At 70.0% G+C, this 15019-nt stretch carries 15 protein-coding genes and 1 pseudogene; 6 read left to right on the top strand and 10 right to left on the bottom strand.

Features of this window, described 5'->3' with window-relative positions:
• Positions 1-189: 189 nt before the first annotated feature.
• Positions 190-1074, top strand: coding sequence for a phosphotransferase family protein (locus FHX40_RS04555; protein ID WP_170198708.1), 885 nt, complete (start codon positions 190-192; stop codon positions 1072-1074).
• 451 nt (positions 1075-1525) lie between these two features.
• Here FHX40_RS04555 and FHX40_RS04550 read toward each other — a convergent pair whose 3' ends face one another.
• Positions 1526-2824 (bottom strand): helix-turn-helix domain-containing protein, encoded by a 1299-nt coding sequence (locus FHX40_RS04550; RefSeq protein WP_142258446.1) that lies wholly within the window; start codon positions 2822-2824, stop codon positions 1526-1528.
• 301 nt (positions 2825-3125) lie between these two features.
• Between FHX40_RS04550 and FHX40_RS26200 the strand changes: the two are divergent.
• A pseudogene (locus tag FHX40_RS26200) lies at positions 3126-3485 on the top strand (ATP-binding protein); the annotation flags it as partial.
• Positions 3486-3662: 177 nt separating this feature from the next.
• On the opposite strand, the gene FHX40_RS04540 reads toward FHX40_RS26200, so the two are convergent.
• The 3 genes from FHX40_RS04540 to FHX40_RS04530 are packed head-to-tail and all read right to left on the bottom strand — an operon-like array spanning position 3663 to position 6528.
• Complete coding sequence (locus FHX40_RS04540; RefSeq protein ID WP_142258445.1) at positions 3663-5069, bottom strand: NAD(P)(+) transhydrogenase (Re/Si-specific) subunit beta; 1407 nt, start codon at positions 5067-5069, stop codon at positions 3663-3665.
• Positions 5066-5401, bottom strand: coding sequence for an NAD(P) transhydrogenase subunit alpha part 2 (locus FHX40_RS04535; protein WP_142258444.1), 336 nt, complete (start codon positions 5399-5401; stop codon positions 5066-5068). Before FHX40_RS04535 ends, FHX40_RS04540 begins: the two co-directional genes overlap by 4 nt.
• Complete coding sequence (locus FHX40_RS04530; RefSeq protein WP_142258443.1) at positions 5398-6528, bottom strand: Re/Si-specific NAD(P)(+) transhydrogenase subunit alpha; 1131 nt, start codon at positions 6526-6528, stop codon at positions 5398-5400. Before FHX40_RS04530 ends, FHX40_RS04535 begins: the two co-directional genes overlap by 4 nt.
• Positions 6529-6752: 224 nt before the next feature.
• On the opposite strand from FHX40_RS04530, the gene FHX40_RS04525 reads away from it, so the two are divergent.
• The 4 genes from FHX40_RS04525 to FHX40_RS04510 are packed head-to-tail and all read left to right on the top strand — an operon-like array spanning position 6753 to position 11168.
• Entirely contained in the window at positions 6753-7334 is a 582-nt protein-coding gene (locus FHX40_RS04525; RefSeq protein ID WP_142258442.1) for a 2-oxoacid:acceptor oxidoreductase family protein, read from the top strand.
• Positions 7327-8544 carry a transketolase C-terminal domain-containing protein gene (locus tag FHX40_RS04520; RefSeq protein ID WP_142258441.1) on the top strand — a complete coding sequence of 406 codons (1218 nt, stop codon included), beginning with the start codon at positions 7327-7329 and terminating at the stop codon, positions 8542-8544. Before FHX40_RS04525 ends, FHX40_RS04520 begins: the two co-directional genes overlap by 8 nt.
• Positions 8545-8548: 4 nt before the next feature.
• Complete coding sequence (locus tag FHX40_RS04515; protein ID WP_142258440.1) at positions 8549-9547, top strand: thiamine pyrophosphate-dependent enzyme; 999 nt, start codon at positions 8549-8551, stop codon at positions 9545-9547.
• Between the two features lies 1 nt (position 9548).
• Positions 9549-11168 (top strand): NAD(P)-binding protein, encoded by a 1620-nt coding sequence (locus FHX40_RS04510; RefSeq protein ID WP_142258439.1) that lies wholly within the window; start codon positions 9549-9551, stop codon positions 11166-11168.
• A gap of 150 nt (positions 11169-11318) precedes the next feature.
• Here FHX40_RS04510 and FHX40_RS04505 read toward each other — a convergent pair whose 3' ends face one another.
• From FHX40_RS04505 to FHX40_RS04480, 6 genes are all read right to left on the bottom strand, one after another.
• Positions 11319-11690 (bottom strand): hypothetical protein, encoded by a 372-nt coding sequence (locus tag FHX40_RS04505; protein ID WP_142258438.1) that lies wholly within the window; start codon positions 11688-11690, stop codon positions 11319-11321.
• 297 nt (positions 11691-11987) lie between these two features.
• Entirely contained in the window at positions 11988-12437 is a 450-nt protein-coding gene (locus FHX40_RS04500; RefSeq protein WP_142258437.1) for an RDD family protein, read from the bottom strand.
• An 84-nt stretch (positions 12438-12521) separates the two neighbouring features.
• Positions 12522-12788 carry a hypothetical protein gene (locus tag FHX40_RS04495; RefSeq protein WP_142258436.1) on the bottom strand — a complete coding sequence of 89 codons (267 nt, stop codon included), beginning with the start codon at positions 12786-12788 and terminating at the stop codon, positions 12522-12524.
• A complete protein-coding gene (locus tag FHX40_RS04490) occupies positions 12781-13605 on the bottom strand; it encodes a hypothetical protein (protein WP_142258435.1) in 825 nt (274 codons plus the stop codon). Before FHX40_RS04490 ends, FHX40_RS04495 begins: the two co-directional genes overlap by 8 nt.
• Complete coding sequence (locus FHX40_RS04485; protein WP_142258434.1) at positions 13602-14027, bottom strand: RDD family protein; 426 nt, start codon at positions 14025-14027, stop codon at positions 13602-13604. Before FHX40_RS04485 ends, FHX40_RS04490 begins: the two co-directional genes overlap by 4 nt.
• 34 nt (positions 14028-14061) lie before the next feature.
• Positions 14062-15009: a hypothetical protein gene (locus FHX40_RS04480; RefSeq protein WP_142258433.1), complete on the bottom strand. Its 948-nt coding sequence runs from the start codon at positions 15007-15009 to the stop codon at positions 14062-14064.
• Between the last annotated feature and the right edge of the window lie 10 nt (positions 15010-15019).

Genomic DNA, 15019 nt, shown 5'->3' with positions numbered 1-15019 from the left:
GGCTTTTGGCTGTGGTGGCCACCCGCGGCCAGCGGGTGACAGCCCCACAGTTCGCCGGGTGCCGACGGGCGTACGGAGGGCGCGTCTTGGCGGTGACCGTTCTTGGACGCGCCACCGCACTCCTGCGCTCGGCTTTAGGGAACACGGCATAGTGACATGCATGCCACAGGCTCCGCGTACAGTGCCTGCGTGAACGCCTGGGCGCGTCTGCCGGATGAGGTCCGCAACGCGATCACACATCGGTTCGGGCCGATCACCGACGTGACCCCGATGCCGACCGGCCTAACCGCAGGCACCTCGGTACGGCTCGACACTCCACGCGGGCTGCTGTTCGTCAAGGCCCTGCCCGATGACGCAGCGTCGGCACCGCTCTACCGGCGCGAAGCGCGCGTCAGCCCGGCATTGCCCGATGTGGTGCCCTCTCCGCAGCTGCGGTGGGGAGGGCACCATGCAGGCTGGATCACCCTCGTCTTCGATCACATAGAACCGGCACGCCAGGTTGACATCGGCCCGGAGGCACCGGACGCCGCCGCAGTGGTGGATCTGGTACGGCTGCTCGGCGAAGCCCTGGCCCCGAACCCGGCCGAGGGACTCCCGAGTGTGGCCGACAACGTGCGTTTCCTCATCTCGCGGGCCGACCGGCTGCTCGCCGCCCGGCCGGACGACCTCGACGGCTACGCCATGTTGGCAGCGGCGCGGGCACAGCTCGACGAGGACGGCCTCGGCGGGGATGTCCTGCTCCACACCGACATCCATGAGGGCAACCTCATCGCCGGGGCCGACCGGCTGTACCTGGTCGACTGGGGGCTGGCCGCTGTGGGGGCGGCCTGGGTCGAGGTTGCGCTGCTCATCCCGCGGCTGATTCTCGCCGGGCACAGTCCTGAGCAGGCCGAGCGGCTCGTCGAAGGGATACCGGCGTGGAAGGCCGCGCCGCCTGCCGCAGTGAACGGTCTGGCAGCCGTGTGGTCGCTGTTCCGCGAGTTCGTCGCCCGGTACGGCCCGCAGCCGATCCGCGCATCGCGGGCACGGGCGGCCGCAGCTGGCCGGGCCTGGCTCAAATACCGCATGGCATGACGGGGAGCGCCCTCGCCATCCCGGTACATCGGACAGCCGGCCTCGGGGCTTTCCCGGGTGCTCACATCGATCGAAGCGGGACGGAAGCTAACCCCGGGAATGCGAGGGACGGCGTGGGCCGGCCGGTTTCTCTGCCGACGCCCTCCGTACCGGTCCGGTGCCCGTCACCGGGACGCTGCGATCAGCTTCACCTCCGCCTCTCCCCACTCACGCCCGGCCGTACCTCCGCCGGCCGCGTTGTCCCACCCGGCCGGCAAGGGATCTGACGGGCGCGGCTATCTCCACAGTGGGCGATGACCATTGACGCGTCGGCTTCGATGCATGCCCATACGCGCCCGGGTGGATCGACGGGTCGGGCGGAGGTCATCCGGGGCACACGAGGAGACACTATGCTCCGGGAGATCTCTCCTTGTCGCCCGCCGACGCGTTATCCGGGCGGCGGCCTGCACGATCACACTCGCACGGAGACGAGGAGATCCCGGAACTCCTTGACAGCGGGCTCGGCGCGCCGCTGTGCGGGAACGGCCGCGAGGACCTGGTGAGCCAAGTGGTTGATCATGGCGGTGCGCTGCTCGGGTGGGTGGTTCTCGTAGACGGCCCGGGCATGCCGGATGCCTTCGGTCACATCGCCCTCACGCACGTGCCCGATGCCTTGTATCAAGGCCAGTTGGGTACGCGATCGGGGGTTAGTCGTTCGAAGGATGTCCAGCGCGCCCCGGACGGCCTCGTCGGCGGCCTGGCTTCGGCCTGCATAGGCGTGGACCCAAGCCTCCGTGTAGAACACCCGGTCTTCGCCCCAGTTGTGGGTGGACCCCACCTCTTTGGTCACCGAGTCGGGCAGCCGCTCGAACACCGCACGTACGTCGCGGAGGGCGGCAAGCGCCTCGTCCACGCGGCCTTCGCGCACCAAGGCCTGCGCACGGGCGGAATGGAGGCTCGCGAGACCCGCGCAGGGGACGGCCGGGTACTGCGCACGAATCCTGTCGATCTTGGCAAGCACTGCCTTCGTCGGCCGTTCCTCGTAGAGTGCGCGGATGAGCTCTTCTCCGGCGACGCACAGACCGCGTTTGGCGTCGCCCGACCGATCGGCCGCTGTGCGAGCGGTGGCCCACCAATGGCGTGCCTCTCCCGGATGGCCGAGGTTGGACAGGACCTTCGCGGTGAGCAGGGACAGCATCGACATGACTCCACACCATGCGGGGAAGTTGCGGTCGCTGGTGCCGATGCGCGCCATGGTCTGCTGCACCGTGTACACGTCGGCCGAGAGTTCGGAGATCAGCCGCTCCGGGGGTAGGGCCAGGTAACGATAGCCGTACTCGGCGATTCTCTCCTCCCACTCGTCGAGGTGGGTGCCCTCGTCCCTGCCGAGCGCGCGGTCGACGCCCTCCCGGATGCTCTGGACCGCGTCGAGCGGCGGGGCGAGGGCGGGAACCCCGATTGTGGCAAGCGCCTGAAGTAGCCTGCGCCGTTCCATATCGTCACCCTCCCCGAGCCCCTTCTCCGGGCTCTCTTCGGAGATTAGGCGCTTTATGTCGATATCGAACGCTATCGAATAGGCGCGAATCCAGTCACGCGGAAAATGTCTGCCCTTTTCCCAATCGCGAATCTGGCGGACGAGGCTGTCGAGCGACCCGTGTGTGTAGCCTGCGGCCTGGAGTAGCCTCCGGGCCATCTCCTTCCTGCTCCACTCCCGGTTCTCCCGCTCGGCTTGGAGCCTCACCGCCCACGCCGGCCGCTGCTTTTCGATCATCCTTTGCCCCATTTCGTCCGAGCAGGCGGGAGCGGGAGATCGCCATTCCCCCAGCTCTCCGCGCCTATCCACTGCCGCACGGCAAACCCAGGGCTTTACGTTCCGTGACCGGATGTTACCGGCCGCTTTCCCCGTGGCCATCCGGAATTCGAGAAATGGAGTCCTCCATGCCGCAAAGCAGGCGGGCGAGTTCATACATCGGCCCGAATGATCCGTCTACCCCCGTACCCGGCGCCCGCGTTCCCCCGCCTCCGGCCGTGCCCGCCGTACCGGCACGCCTGGCCGTCCCCCACGTGGCCGCATGAGCGAGGTGGTCACCCAGCGCTGGGAGGTGGTCAGGGAGCCGAAGTTCGTCCGGGAGGTGCGGGACCGCGCGCGGGCCGTCCTCACCGCGTGGGGTGCGGACGAGGCCGTGGACGACGTCACGCTGATGCTCAGCGAGCTGGTGACCAACGCGCTCGCCCACGGCGACGGGCGGATATCCGTCTGCCTGTCCCTCAACCCGGTGACGGGCGTGCTGACCTGCGCGGTGGGCGACGAGAGCGCCGACGGGATCGGCCGGATCACCGCCGGGCTCGCCCGCAGGCCCGACCCGCTCTGCGACGATCTCGCGGAGAACGGGCGGGGGCTCCCGCTCGTCGCCCTGCTCGCCACCGGCTGGGGCGTTCGCCGTACCCCGGCGCAGGGAAGGTCGTGTGGTTCGCCTACGCTCTCAGATGACCGGATGATCTTTCCGGTGGCGTGCCTGTGGGCGGCGCGACCGGCGAGGGGCCGCGCCGCCCACAGGTTTCCGTGGTGTTCGTACGCGGTCTTTTGGGATGTTCCGTCGCCGCGGTGGCTAGCCGACCAGCATCTTGACCGCGGCGGTCATCTCGGCGAGGGCCTTCTTGGCGTCGGCGAAGTACATGCCGGTCTTGGGGTCGGTGTAGAGCTCGTTGTCGATGCCGGCGTAGCCGTGGCCCATGGAGCGCTTGACCACGATGACGCTCTTGGCCTTGTCGACGTCGAGGATGGGCATGCCGGAGATGGCGGTGCCCGGGCGGCGGGCGGCCGGGTTGGTGACGTCGTTCGCGCCGATCACCAACGCGACGTCCACCTGCGGGAACTCGGGATTGATCTCGTCCATCTCCTTGAGCTGCGAGTACGGCACGTTCGCCTCGGCGAGCAGCACGTTCATGTGGCCGGGCATGCGGCCGGCGACCGGGTGGATCGCGTACTTGACCTCCACCCCGCGGGCCTCGAGCAGGCTCGCCAGCTCGTGCACCTGGTGCTGGGCCTGGGCGGCGGCGAGGCCGTACCCGGGGACGATCACCACCTTGCTCGCGTACGCGAGCTGGATCGCGGCGTCGTCGGCGGAGACCGTGCGCACCTGGCCGCCGCCGGTCGCGGCCGCGGTGCCGGGCGAGTCGCCGGTGCCGAAGCCGCCGAGCATGATGTTGCCGATCGACCGGTTCATCGCGTCGGCCATCAGCTTGGTGAGGATCGCGCCCGAGGCGCCGACCAGCGCGCCGGCGGTGATGAGCACGTCGTTGCCGATGACGAAACCGGCCATCGCCACCGCGGTGCCGGTGAACGCGTTGAGCAGCGAGATCACCACGGGCATGTCGGCGCCGCCGATCGGGAGCACCATGGTCACGCCGAACGCCAGGGCGGCGAGGCTCAGGATCACCACCGCGGCCAGCCCACCCACACCGGCGGCGATCATCACCGTGGTCACCAGCATCACCGCGGCGAGCACCAGGGTGATCACGCGGGCGCCGGGGAACACGATCGGCTGCCCCGGCACCACGCCGTGCAGCTTGCCGGAGGCGATCAGCGAGCCGGAGAACGTGACCGCGCCGATGAGCACGTCGAGCGCGAGCGGGATCAGGATGTGCGCGCCGGGCGACTCGGTGAAGTGGAGGAAGTCGTGGATCGCGACCAGCGCCGCCGCGCCGCCGCCGGCCGCGTTGAACAGGCTGACCAGCTCCGGCATCGCGGTCATCCGGACCCGGCGGGCCATGACGAAACCGACGGCCGCGCCCACCGCGGTGCCCGCGGCCACCACGAGCCAGGCGGTGAGGCTCGCCGCGCCGGACTCGATCAGCACGACGATGGTGGCGAGGATCGCCGCGGTCATGCCGGTCGCGGACAGCAGGTTGCCGCGCCGCGCGGTGACCGGTGAGTTCATCAGGTGGAGGCCGACGACGAAGAGCGTGGCCGCGGCGAGGTAGACGAGCCGGATGACGGTGTCGAACGTGCTCATCGGGTCACCTCGGCCGAGCCGTTCGCGGCGGCCTGCCGAACCTTACGGGCCGCCGGCGGTTTGAACATCTCGAGCATGCGGTCGGTGACCACGTAGCCGCCGACCACGTTCATCGCGGCGAACACGCAGGCGACGAACGCGATCACGTACCCGACGAGGTCGGAGGCGGTGGCCGCGATGAGGATCGTGCCCGCGAGCACGATCCCGTGGATGGAGTTGGCGGCCGACATAAGCGGGGTGTGCAAGGTGGTGGGCACCTTGCTGATCACCTCGAAGCCGACCAGCAGGCTGAGCACGAAGATGGTGAGGTCGGTGACGAACTCGGAACTCACGAGTCACCTCCGAACGCGGGGTGGACGACCTCGCCCGCGTGGGTTATCACGACCCCGGCCTGGATCGGGTCGTTCAGGTCGATCGCGAGAGCGCCGTCCCGGATCAGGTGGCCGAGGAGTGCGCGGACGTTGCTGGAGTACGCCGTCGACGCCGCCGACGGCATGGTGGCGGCGAGGTCGGCGGCGCCGATCACCGTGACGCCGTCGTCGGTGACGATCGTCTCGCCGGGGCGGGAGCCCTCGACGTTGCCGCCCAGGTCGCTCGCGGCCAGGTCGACGACGACCGACCCGGCCCGCATGCCCTTGAGCGCGGCCTCGGTGACGAGCAGCGGCGGACGGCGCCCGGGCACCCGCGCGGTGGTGATCACCACGTCGTGGCGGGCGATGTGCCGGGCGAGCTCCTCCTGCTGAGCCCGCTGCTCCTCGGGGGTGAGCGCGCGGGCGTACCCGCCGGTGCCGGAGCCCTGCGGGCCCGAGCCGAGCCGCAGGAACTGGGCGCCAAGCGAGGTGATGTCGCCCTCGGCCTCGGGGCGGATGTCGTATCCGGTGACCACGGCGCCGAGCCGGCGGGCCGTACCGATCGCCTGCAGCCCGGCCACGCCCGCGCCGAGCACGAGCACCTGGGCCGGGCGGGCGGTGCCCGCGGCGGTGACGAGCAGCGGGAAGAACCGGCCGTACGTGGCGGCGGCGAGCACCGCCGCCTTGTACCCGGCGATGTTGTCCTGGGAGGTCATCGCGTCCATGGTCTGGGCGGCGCTGATCGTGCGCGGCAGTCCTTCGAAGGCGATCGCGGTGACGTTCCTGGCGGCGAGCTCGCGGACGTAGTCCGGATCGCCGAAGGGACGCAGCATGCCGATCACGGTCTGGCCCGCACGCAGCGCGGCCGTGTCGGGCCGGCGCACAGTGACGATGATGTCCGCGCGCTCGTACAGCTCGGCCGTGGACACCACCTCCGCCCCGGCCTCGCCGTACGCGCTGTCGGGATGCCAGGCCGCTGTGCCGGCGCCTGACTCGATCAGTACGTCCAGGCCCATTTCCCGCAGGCGGCCGACGGCGTCGGGAACGAGCGCGACCCGCCGCTCACCCGCCGCCGTCTCTCTGCCGACCCCGACCCTGAGCGCGACCATGGTGCCCCTCTCGGTAGGCCATCGCTGGCGACTGGCATTCGCTTGCGTCGGTCGGAACCAAGTCCCGTTAAAAAAAGCTTCGCTTTCGATCCCTACCCCGCAGAGGGCCAAAGGTCCATATGTCAGGTCTTGAAGCCCCAAGCGCGTGTGACGTTCGCCCCCTACTGGCCCTGCTGCCCCGCGGATAAACCGGAAGTCAGGACGACGTGCAGGGGGAGACAACCGTGTTCCAGGTGCGAATCCACGGTCGGGGCGGCCAAGGCGTCGTCACCGCGGCCGAGCTGCTGTCCATCGCCGCGTTCCTCGAGGGCCGGCACGCCCAGGCGTTTCCCACGTTCGGCTCCGAGCGCACCGGCGCCCCCGTCGTCGCGTTCTGCCGGATCGACGACCGGCCGATCCGGGTGCGCGAGCCGGTCGCCCGGCCCGACGCGCTGATCGTCCAGGACGCCACGCTGCTGCGCGCGGTCAACGTGTTCGACGGGCTCGGCCCGGACGCGTACGTGCTCGTCAACACCACGCGCGAGCTGCGTGACCTCGGCGCCGCCGAGGCGGTCGCCGCGCTGCGGCCGGAGCGGGTGCGCACCGTGCCCGCCACCGCGCTGGCGCGCGAGCACCTGGGCCGCCCGGTGCCGAACGCCGTGCTGCTCGGCGGCTTCGCCGCGCTCACCGGGGTGGTCTCGCTCGAGTCGGTGTGCGCGGCGATCCGGCAGCGGTTCGCCGGGCGGGTCGCCGAGGGCAACGTCGCCGCGGCCGAGCGGGCGTACGCGTACGTCAGCGCCACGACGAAGGAGGCGATCGATGCTTAAGCAGACGGAGGGCTCGCAGGCGGTCGCCGAGGCCGTGGCGCTGTGCCGGCCCGAGGTGGTCTGCGCCTATCCCATCTCCCCGCAGACCCACATCGTCGAGGGGCTGAGCCGCCTGGTGAAGTCCGGCGCGCTCGCCCCGTGCGAGTACGTGAACGTGGAGTCGGAGTTCGCCGCGATGTCGGTCGCGATCGGCGCGTCCGCGGCCGGGGCCCGCGCGTACACCGCCACCTCCAGCCAGGGCCTGCTGTACATGACCGAGGCCGTCTACAACGCGGGCGGCCTCGGGCTGCCGATCGTGATGACCGTGGCGAACCGGGCGCTCGGCGCGCCGATCAACATCTGGAACGACCACAGCGACGCGATGTCGCAGCGCGACTCCGGCTGGCTGCAGCTGTACGCCGAGGACAACCAGGAGGCGGCCGACCTGCACATCCAGGCGTTCCGCATCGCCGAGGAGCTGTCGCTGCCGGTGATGGTGTGCATGGACGGGTTCGTGCTCACCCACGCCTACGAGCGGGTCGACCTGCCCAGCCAGCGGCAGGTGGACGCCTTCCTGCCGCCGCACACGCCGAGCCAGGTGCTCGACCCGGACGACCCGGTGTCGATCGGCGCGATGGTCGGCCCGGAGGCGTTCACCGAGGTGCGCTACCTCGCGCACCTGCGGCACCTGCGCGCGCTGGAGGTCGTCCCGAAGGTGGCGGCCGAGTTCGCCGCCGCGTTCGGGCGCGACTCCGGCGGGCTGGTCCGGCCGTACCGGCTCGACGACGCGGAGACCGTGATCGTCGCGATGGGGTCGGTGCTCGGCACGCTCAAGGACGTGGTCGACGAGCGGCGCGCGCACGGCGAGCGCGTCGGCGTGCTGGCGATCACCACGTTCCGGCCGTTCCCGTTCGCCGCGGTACGGCGGGCACTGCGCGGCGCCCGGCGCGTGGTGGTGCTCGAGCGCACCCTCGCGGTCGGGGTCGGCGGCGTGGTCACCGACCACGTGCGCGCGGCCCTCGCCGACGCGGCGCCGGAGCCGGGCGGGGCCGTGCCGTACCTGCGGACCGTGATCGCCGGGCTCGGCGGGCGGCCGGTCACCACGGCGTCGCTGCACGGCATGCTCGACCGCGCCGTGACCGACCGGCTGGACCCGCTCACCTTCCTCGACCTGCGGCACGACCTGATCGAGCGGGAGGCGCGGCGGGAACGCGCCGCCGAAAGGGTGTGACCGAATGCCCGTACAGGAGATCAAGTTCTACCAGACCGGCAGCCTGGTGGTCGGCAACCGGCTGCTCGACCCCGAGCGGCGCACCGTGCAGGCCGACCCGGGCCGCCCCAACACGCTCACCTCGGGGCACCGGGCCTGCCAGGGCTGCGGCGAGGCGCTCGGCGCCCGGTACGCGGTGGACGCGGCGCACCGCGCCACCGGCGGGCGGATCGTGGTGGTGAACTCCACCGGCTGCCTGGAGGTGTTCTCCACGCCGTACCCGGAGACCTCCTGGCGGGTGGCGTGGCTGCACTCGCTGTTCGGCAACGCCCCGGCGGTCGCCACCGGGGTCGCCGCGGCGCTGAAGGTGAAGGGCCGCACGGACGTGCGGGTGGTCGGGCAGGGCGGCGACGGCGGCACCGTCGACATCGGGTTCGCCTGCCTGTCCGGCATGTTCGAGCGCAACGACGACGTGCTCTACATCTGCTACGACAACCAGGCGTACATGAACACCGGGGTGCAGCGGTCCGGCGCCACCCCGCCGGCCGCGCGCACCGCCACCACCCAGGCGGTCGGGCCGGAGCCGGGCAACCCGTTCGGCCAGGGCAAGAACGCGGCGCTGATCGCGATGGCCCACGAGATCCCGTACGTCGCCACCGCGACCGTGGCCGACCTGCGCGACCTGGAGTACAAGGTGCACCGGGCGATGGAGTTCCGCGGCGCCCGCTACCTGCACGTGCTCGTGCCCTGCCCGCTCGGCTGGGCCACCGCCTCCAGCGACACCATCCGCGTGGCGCGGCTCGCCAAGGAGTCCGGCCTGTTCCCCGTCTTCGAGGCCGAGCACGGCGAGATCACCGCGGTGTCGAAGATCCGCCGCAAGGTGCCGGTCGAGGAGTACCTGCGCGCCCAGGGCCGGTACGCGCACCTGTTCGGCGACCCGCCGCGTACCGACGTCATCGCCGCATTGCAGGCGCTGGCCGACCGCAACATCCGCCGCTTCGGCCTGCTGGACGAGGAGGGCTGACATGGACAGGCCGTTCGCGATCACCCTCGAGGTCGGGTCGAGCCTCGCCAACAAGACCGGGGCGTGGCGGACCGAGCGGCCCGTCTACCTCGACCGCTTCCCGCCCTGCAACCAGAACTGCCCCGCCGGGGAGAACGTGCAGGGCTGGCTCTACCACGCGGAGAGCGGCGACTACGAGAGGGCCTGGCGCATCCTCATGGAGGACAACCCGTTCCCCGCGGTGATGGGCCGGGTCTGCTACCACCCCTGCCAGACCGCGTGCAACCGCGGCAGGCTGGACGAGGCGGTCGGCATCAACGCGGTCGAGCGCTTCCTCGGCGACGAGGCGCTGCGCCGCGGCTGGACCGTGCCGGTCGAGGCCGAGCCGTCCGGCAAGCGGGTGCTCGTGGTCGGCGCGGGCCCGGCCGGGCTCTCCGCCGCCTACCACCTGGTACGGCTCGGCCACGAGGTGACCGTGGTCGACTCGGCCGAGGAGCCCGGCGGCATGATGCGGTACGGCATCCCGCGCTACCGGCTGCCCCGCGACGTGCTCGCCGCCGAGATCCAGCGCATCCTCGACATGGGCGTGCGCTTCGAGGGCGGCCGTACCGTCACCGACCTGCGCGCCGAGATGGAGCGGTACGACGCGGCATTCCTCGCCGTCGGCGCCCACGTGGCCCGCCGGGCGTACATCCCGGCCGGTGACTCGGCCCGCATCCTCGACGCGATCAAGATGCTGCGGGACACCGCCGAGGCCGAGCCGCCCCAGATCGGCCGCCGGGTCGTGGTGTACGGCGGCGGCAACACGGCCATGGACGCCGCCCGCACCGCCCGCCGCCTCGGCGCCACCGACGCCGTCGTCGTCTACCGGCGTACCAAGGACCGCATGCCGGCGCACGAGTCCGAGGTCGCCGACGCGGAAGCCGAGGGCGTACGCATGAAGTGGCTGTCCACGATCGCCCGAGCCGACGGCGGCAAGGTGCTGATCGAGCGCATGCGGCTCGACGAGACCGGCTTCCCGCAGCCCACCGGCGAGTTCGAGGAGCTCGACGCCGACACCGTGGTCCTCGCCCTCGGCCAAGAGCCTGACCTGGCCCTCCTCGAAGGCCTGCCCGGCGTCGAGATCGAGAAGGGCGTGGTCAAGGTCGGCCCGAACATGATGACCGGCTACCCCGGCGTCTTCGCCGGCGGCGACATGGTCCCCTCCGACCGCACCGTCACCGTCGCCATCGGCCACGGCAAGCTGGCCGCCCGCCACATCGACGCCTGGCTCCGCGGCACCCAGTACACCCCGCCACCGCCCCCACCCCCGGCCACCTACGACCGTCTCAACACCTGGTACTACAGCGACGCCCCGGCCCAGCTCCGCCCCCGCCTCGAGGTGGCCCGCCGCATCACCACCTTCGACGAGGTCGAAGGCGGCCTCGACGAGTCCACCGCCCTCTTCGAGGCCCGCCGCTGCCTGTCCTGCGGCAACTGCTTCGAGTGCGACAACTGCTACGGCGTCTGCCCCGACAACGCCGTCATCAAGCTCGGCCCCGGCCGGCGCTTCATGATCGACTACGACTACTGCAAGGGCTGCGGCCTCTGCGCCGCCGAATGCCCCGCGGGCGCGATCACGATGGTGCCCGAGGAGACCTGACCATCCCCCGCGCCCGGCCGACACCCTGGCCGGGCGCGGAGCGGGCCCTCGGCCGTCCGCACGTCGGCCGCCTTCGGCCGGGCGCCGTCGATCGACGTGGCAAGGAACCGCTCCACCTCATGCCGCGTCCGGCAGGACACCGGCGAACCACTAGAAGCCGTCGCGCACCGTGTCGGCCTTCTCCCATTCCTCCGCCTCGGTCGAGGTCGTCGGCGGCAGGCCGAGGACGCACTCCTTGATGGCCAACGCGACGTCCTCAGGAGTACCGAGGTACGGCACCGGCAGAGGTCCTGTCCGGGAGCAGATCCACCCACGGTAAGGCGACCAACGAATCGTGTCGCTGTGCTGCAGCCCCCTGTTCCGCAGTCTCTCCGTGTCCTTGTCAAAGCCGATCAGGACCCATAGGTACGGCTCGCCGAAGTAGAGCCTGTGGACGGTCGGCGGGAGATCGTACCGATCGAGCCAGCGAACGACCTCGTCGAGGTACTCGCGAAGCGGGCGACCGTCGATCGACGGCGGCATCGTTCCTCCTAGTCCATACGTGCCTCGGCATCGGTCGACAGGGCATCGAGGCGGCATGCCCGGATGTGATCATTTTCAGGCCACCGAGACCACGATGCGCAGATTTGCGCGGATCATGTGACCATTGGCAAGCTCGCCGTCCCGGAGCACCACGCCCGTCCGATCCCCCGACCGATTGTGGTGCCGACCCTCGGCAGGACACGGCGAACCGCTATACGGCGAAGCGCACCGTGTCCCACCGGCACCCTGTCGTCCCCGCCCACGACTTGCTCAACACCCGGTCGTGTCCGCGAACGATCAGTCCCTGCGGCGGAGATCGGCTCTTCTGACGATTCGCAGTCCTGCCATGTCCAGATGATCCAGGTCGGTGCCGGTCAGCATCAGGAAGGGAGAGATCAGGATGTGGAAGAAGCCCCACAACCAACGACGGACGGCCTGCCTGAACGTCGGCTTACGAAGGTCGGCCGTACGGATGAGGCGAAGGCCGCCGATCAGCTTGCCGATGCTGCCGCCGACGGCGACTGTGAGAAGCACATGGTTGCAAAAGGACCACAGCAGCAACGTGCAGGCGAAGGCCACCCATTCGTGGAGGGTCCGGCCGAGCAGTACGGCGCCCACGGACCCGGCGAACAGGGCGAGCGGACCATCCGTCCAGATGGGGATGATGCGCCGGTTACTGCCGGCCGGCGGAGGAACCTCATCAGGTGCCATCGCATGCCGCTGTGCCTCGACGGCCGGGTCGCTCACCGGAATCGACGCGGCCTTCGCGCTGTTCGGTTCCCCTCCTTTCGCTCCCTCGGCCCAGCGAGGACGCCCTCCGCATCCGCACGGTCAGGTCGTGGCCGCCGCGCGAGCCTGTTCCTCCTCGCGTTTCACCCTCGCGGTGATGGCCTGAACCTGATCTCTGGCATCGTCGAGGGCGGCCATGATGGCGGACCGGTGCTTGGCCCACTCCTCGCGGAAGCGGTCTCCGGCGGGCCCGGACCAGGTATCCGGGCTGCAGGTCGCGTCCACCGCCCGCAGCGTGCGCTCGATGTCGTCGGCGGCGTCGGTGAGAATGCGCATGTCCGCCTGGCATTCGCTCAACCGGTCAGCCATCGCGTACCTCCGTGGTGCCGGCCGTCAGCATCTTGACGATCTGCCGGGACAACGTGGCGGCGCTCACCGGCCGGGCGGTTATCCCGTCCGGCGCGTGGGGCTGTTCCACGAACACCGCCCAGACGGCGCGGTCGGTGGCGTACGTCGTCATCATCTGGCCCGGTGGATCGCTGAGCAGCACGAGTTCGCCGACGACGCGGGAATTGTCGATCACGCGGGTGAGCGGTCCCACCTTCCCCGGCTCCAGCGCCGAGGGGTCCAGCCGGTGGATGTCACCGTCCCGGTCCGCCACGCCCAAGGGATCCAGCAGGGGTTGGACGAGGTTGACCACGTCGTCCGCGTCGTTCGCCAGCGTGAACAGGTGCATGCCGCCGGCGGTGATTCGCTCCACGAGCATGAGGTCCGTGTCGTGGACGTGCACGCAGGCGTAGGCCGTGCCCGCGGCGGTGTGCTGCTTGATGGCCAGCATGCGGTCGGCCGTCCGCCGAAGGGTCAGCGCGAGGTCGATGTCCATGCGCACGTGCATGTCGATGCGGACCTCTGGACCCCCGTGCAACGCCTTGTTCAGTTCCTCGGTGTTGTGGATTTCCACGGCCTCACGCGCGACCAGGGAGCGCAGTGCCGTGGCCAGGCTCCATTCCCGCTGCTCGGGGGTCATCGCCTCCAGATGGGGCTTGGGTACGAGGGTCTCCTCCGGGTCGAGGACCGCCAGCTCCTCATCGGTCAGCCGGACCAGCGACTGTGTCCCGCCCTCTGCCAGCGCCTCGCTTATCCGCGCGCGGAATTCCTCAAGCGATATGTCGAGGTTTGTACTCACGAACGATCAGACCTTATCCGGCGAAGATCGGCCCTTCTCACGATTCGAAGTCCGGCAATATCCAGATGATCCACATCGGTGCCGGTCAGCATCAGGAAAGGAGAGATCAGGATGTAGAAGAAGCCCCACAGCCAACGATGGACGGCCTGCCTGAACGTCGGCTTACGAAGGTCGGCCGTACGGATGAGGCGGAGGCCGCCGATCAGCTTGCCGATGCTGCCTCCGACGGCGACTGTGAGAAGCACATGGTTGCAAAAGGACCACAGCAGCAACGTGCAGGCGAAGGCCACCCATTCATGGAGGATTCGGCCGAACAGTACGGCGCCCACGGACCCGGCGAACAGAGCGAGCGGACCATCCGTCCAGATGGGGATGATGCGCCGGTTACTACTCGCCAGCGGCGGAACCTCGGTAGGCGCCATCGCATACCTCCACGTCTCGCAAACCGGGGGTCGCTCACCAAAATTTGAGCTTCTTCACGAAGCTCTTCGCACCGTTCAGAGCCTTTCCCACGCCCGCCTTGATGTCATCGCCCCAGGTGTCCCACGCCCAGCTGCCGATGAAGTAGGCACCGGTCACGGCGAGCGCGGTCCATCCGACCAAGGGGATCGCGCCGGCGACGGCGGCCGACGCTCCGAGCGCGGCCGCAACCCCAGAGCCTCCCAGCACTGCGAGGGCACCTGCCGCCTGAACCGCGCCCATGCCACGGTCCACCCAGCCCTGCGCACCGTCGTGAGTGGGACGAATGACCTCCTTGGCACCGGTGACGACGGCCGCCGGCAGCGTAATCCGCGAGATCACACCCATACCGGGAGGGTTCTTGGTCACCAGCTGAGCTCCCGGAATACGCAACCGGCGCATGACCGCGCCAAGCGTCTTCTGCCACTTCCACGGCTGTTTGTAAAGGTCCTCGATCCTGCGTGCCTTCAGCACCTCGGCGATCAGCTCGGTGAGCTTGCGATTGCCGGGCAGGGCACCCATGTAGCGCCGGATCTCGTAGACGGCACGCGCCGCGGCGACGTTCCTTCCCTGCGCCCACCGTTGCTGGAGCTGGATCGCGGCCTCCACGCCGCTCATGATCGGAAACACCTTGAGCGGCGTCGTCACCGATTTGACCTGCTCCTTGTAACGCTCCCAGAGATCGATGACCCCGGTGAGGTTGGCGAACAGCAGCATGCCTTCCGGGTCCTGCTCCAGGATGCCGACGCGGCGCCGGATGTCCTTGGCCTGGTCTCCGGCCCATGAGGCACGCGCCGGAAAGGTCGCGACGCGGCTGGAGTCGCCGTCCCAGCGTTCAAGAATGCGGCGGATCAACGAACCCTGGACCGCAAGAGCGCCGCCCATGACCTCTACGGCCGCCGCCAGGTTGCGAGCTTGATCAGGTTTCATACCGACGAGGCTCATCGCATGGAGC

This window comes from Thermopolyspora flexuosa (assembly GCF_006716785.1).
Taxonomy (GTDB): Bacteria; Actinomycetota; Actinomycetes; order Streptosporangiales; family Streptosporangiaceae; genus Thermopolyspora; species Thermopolyspora flexuosa.
Note: the sequence above shows the minus strand (reverse complement) of the source record. Positions and strands in the feature narration are given on the sequence as shown.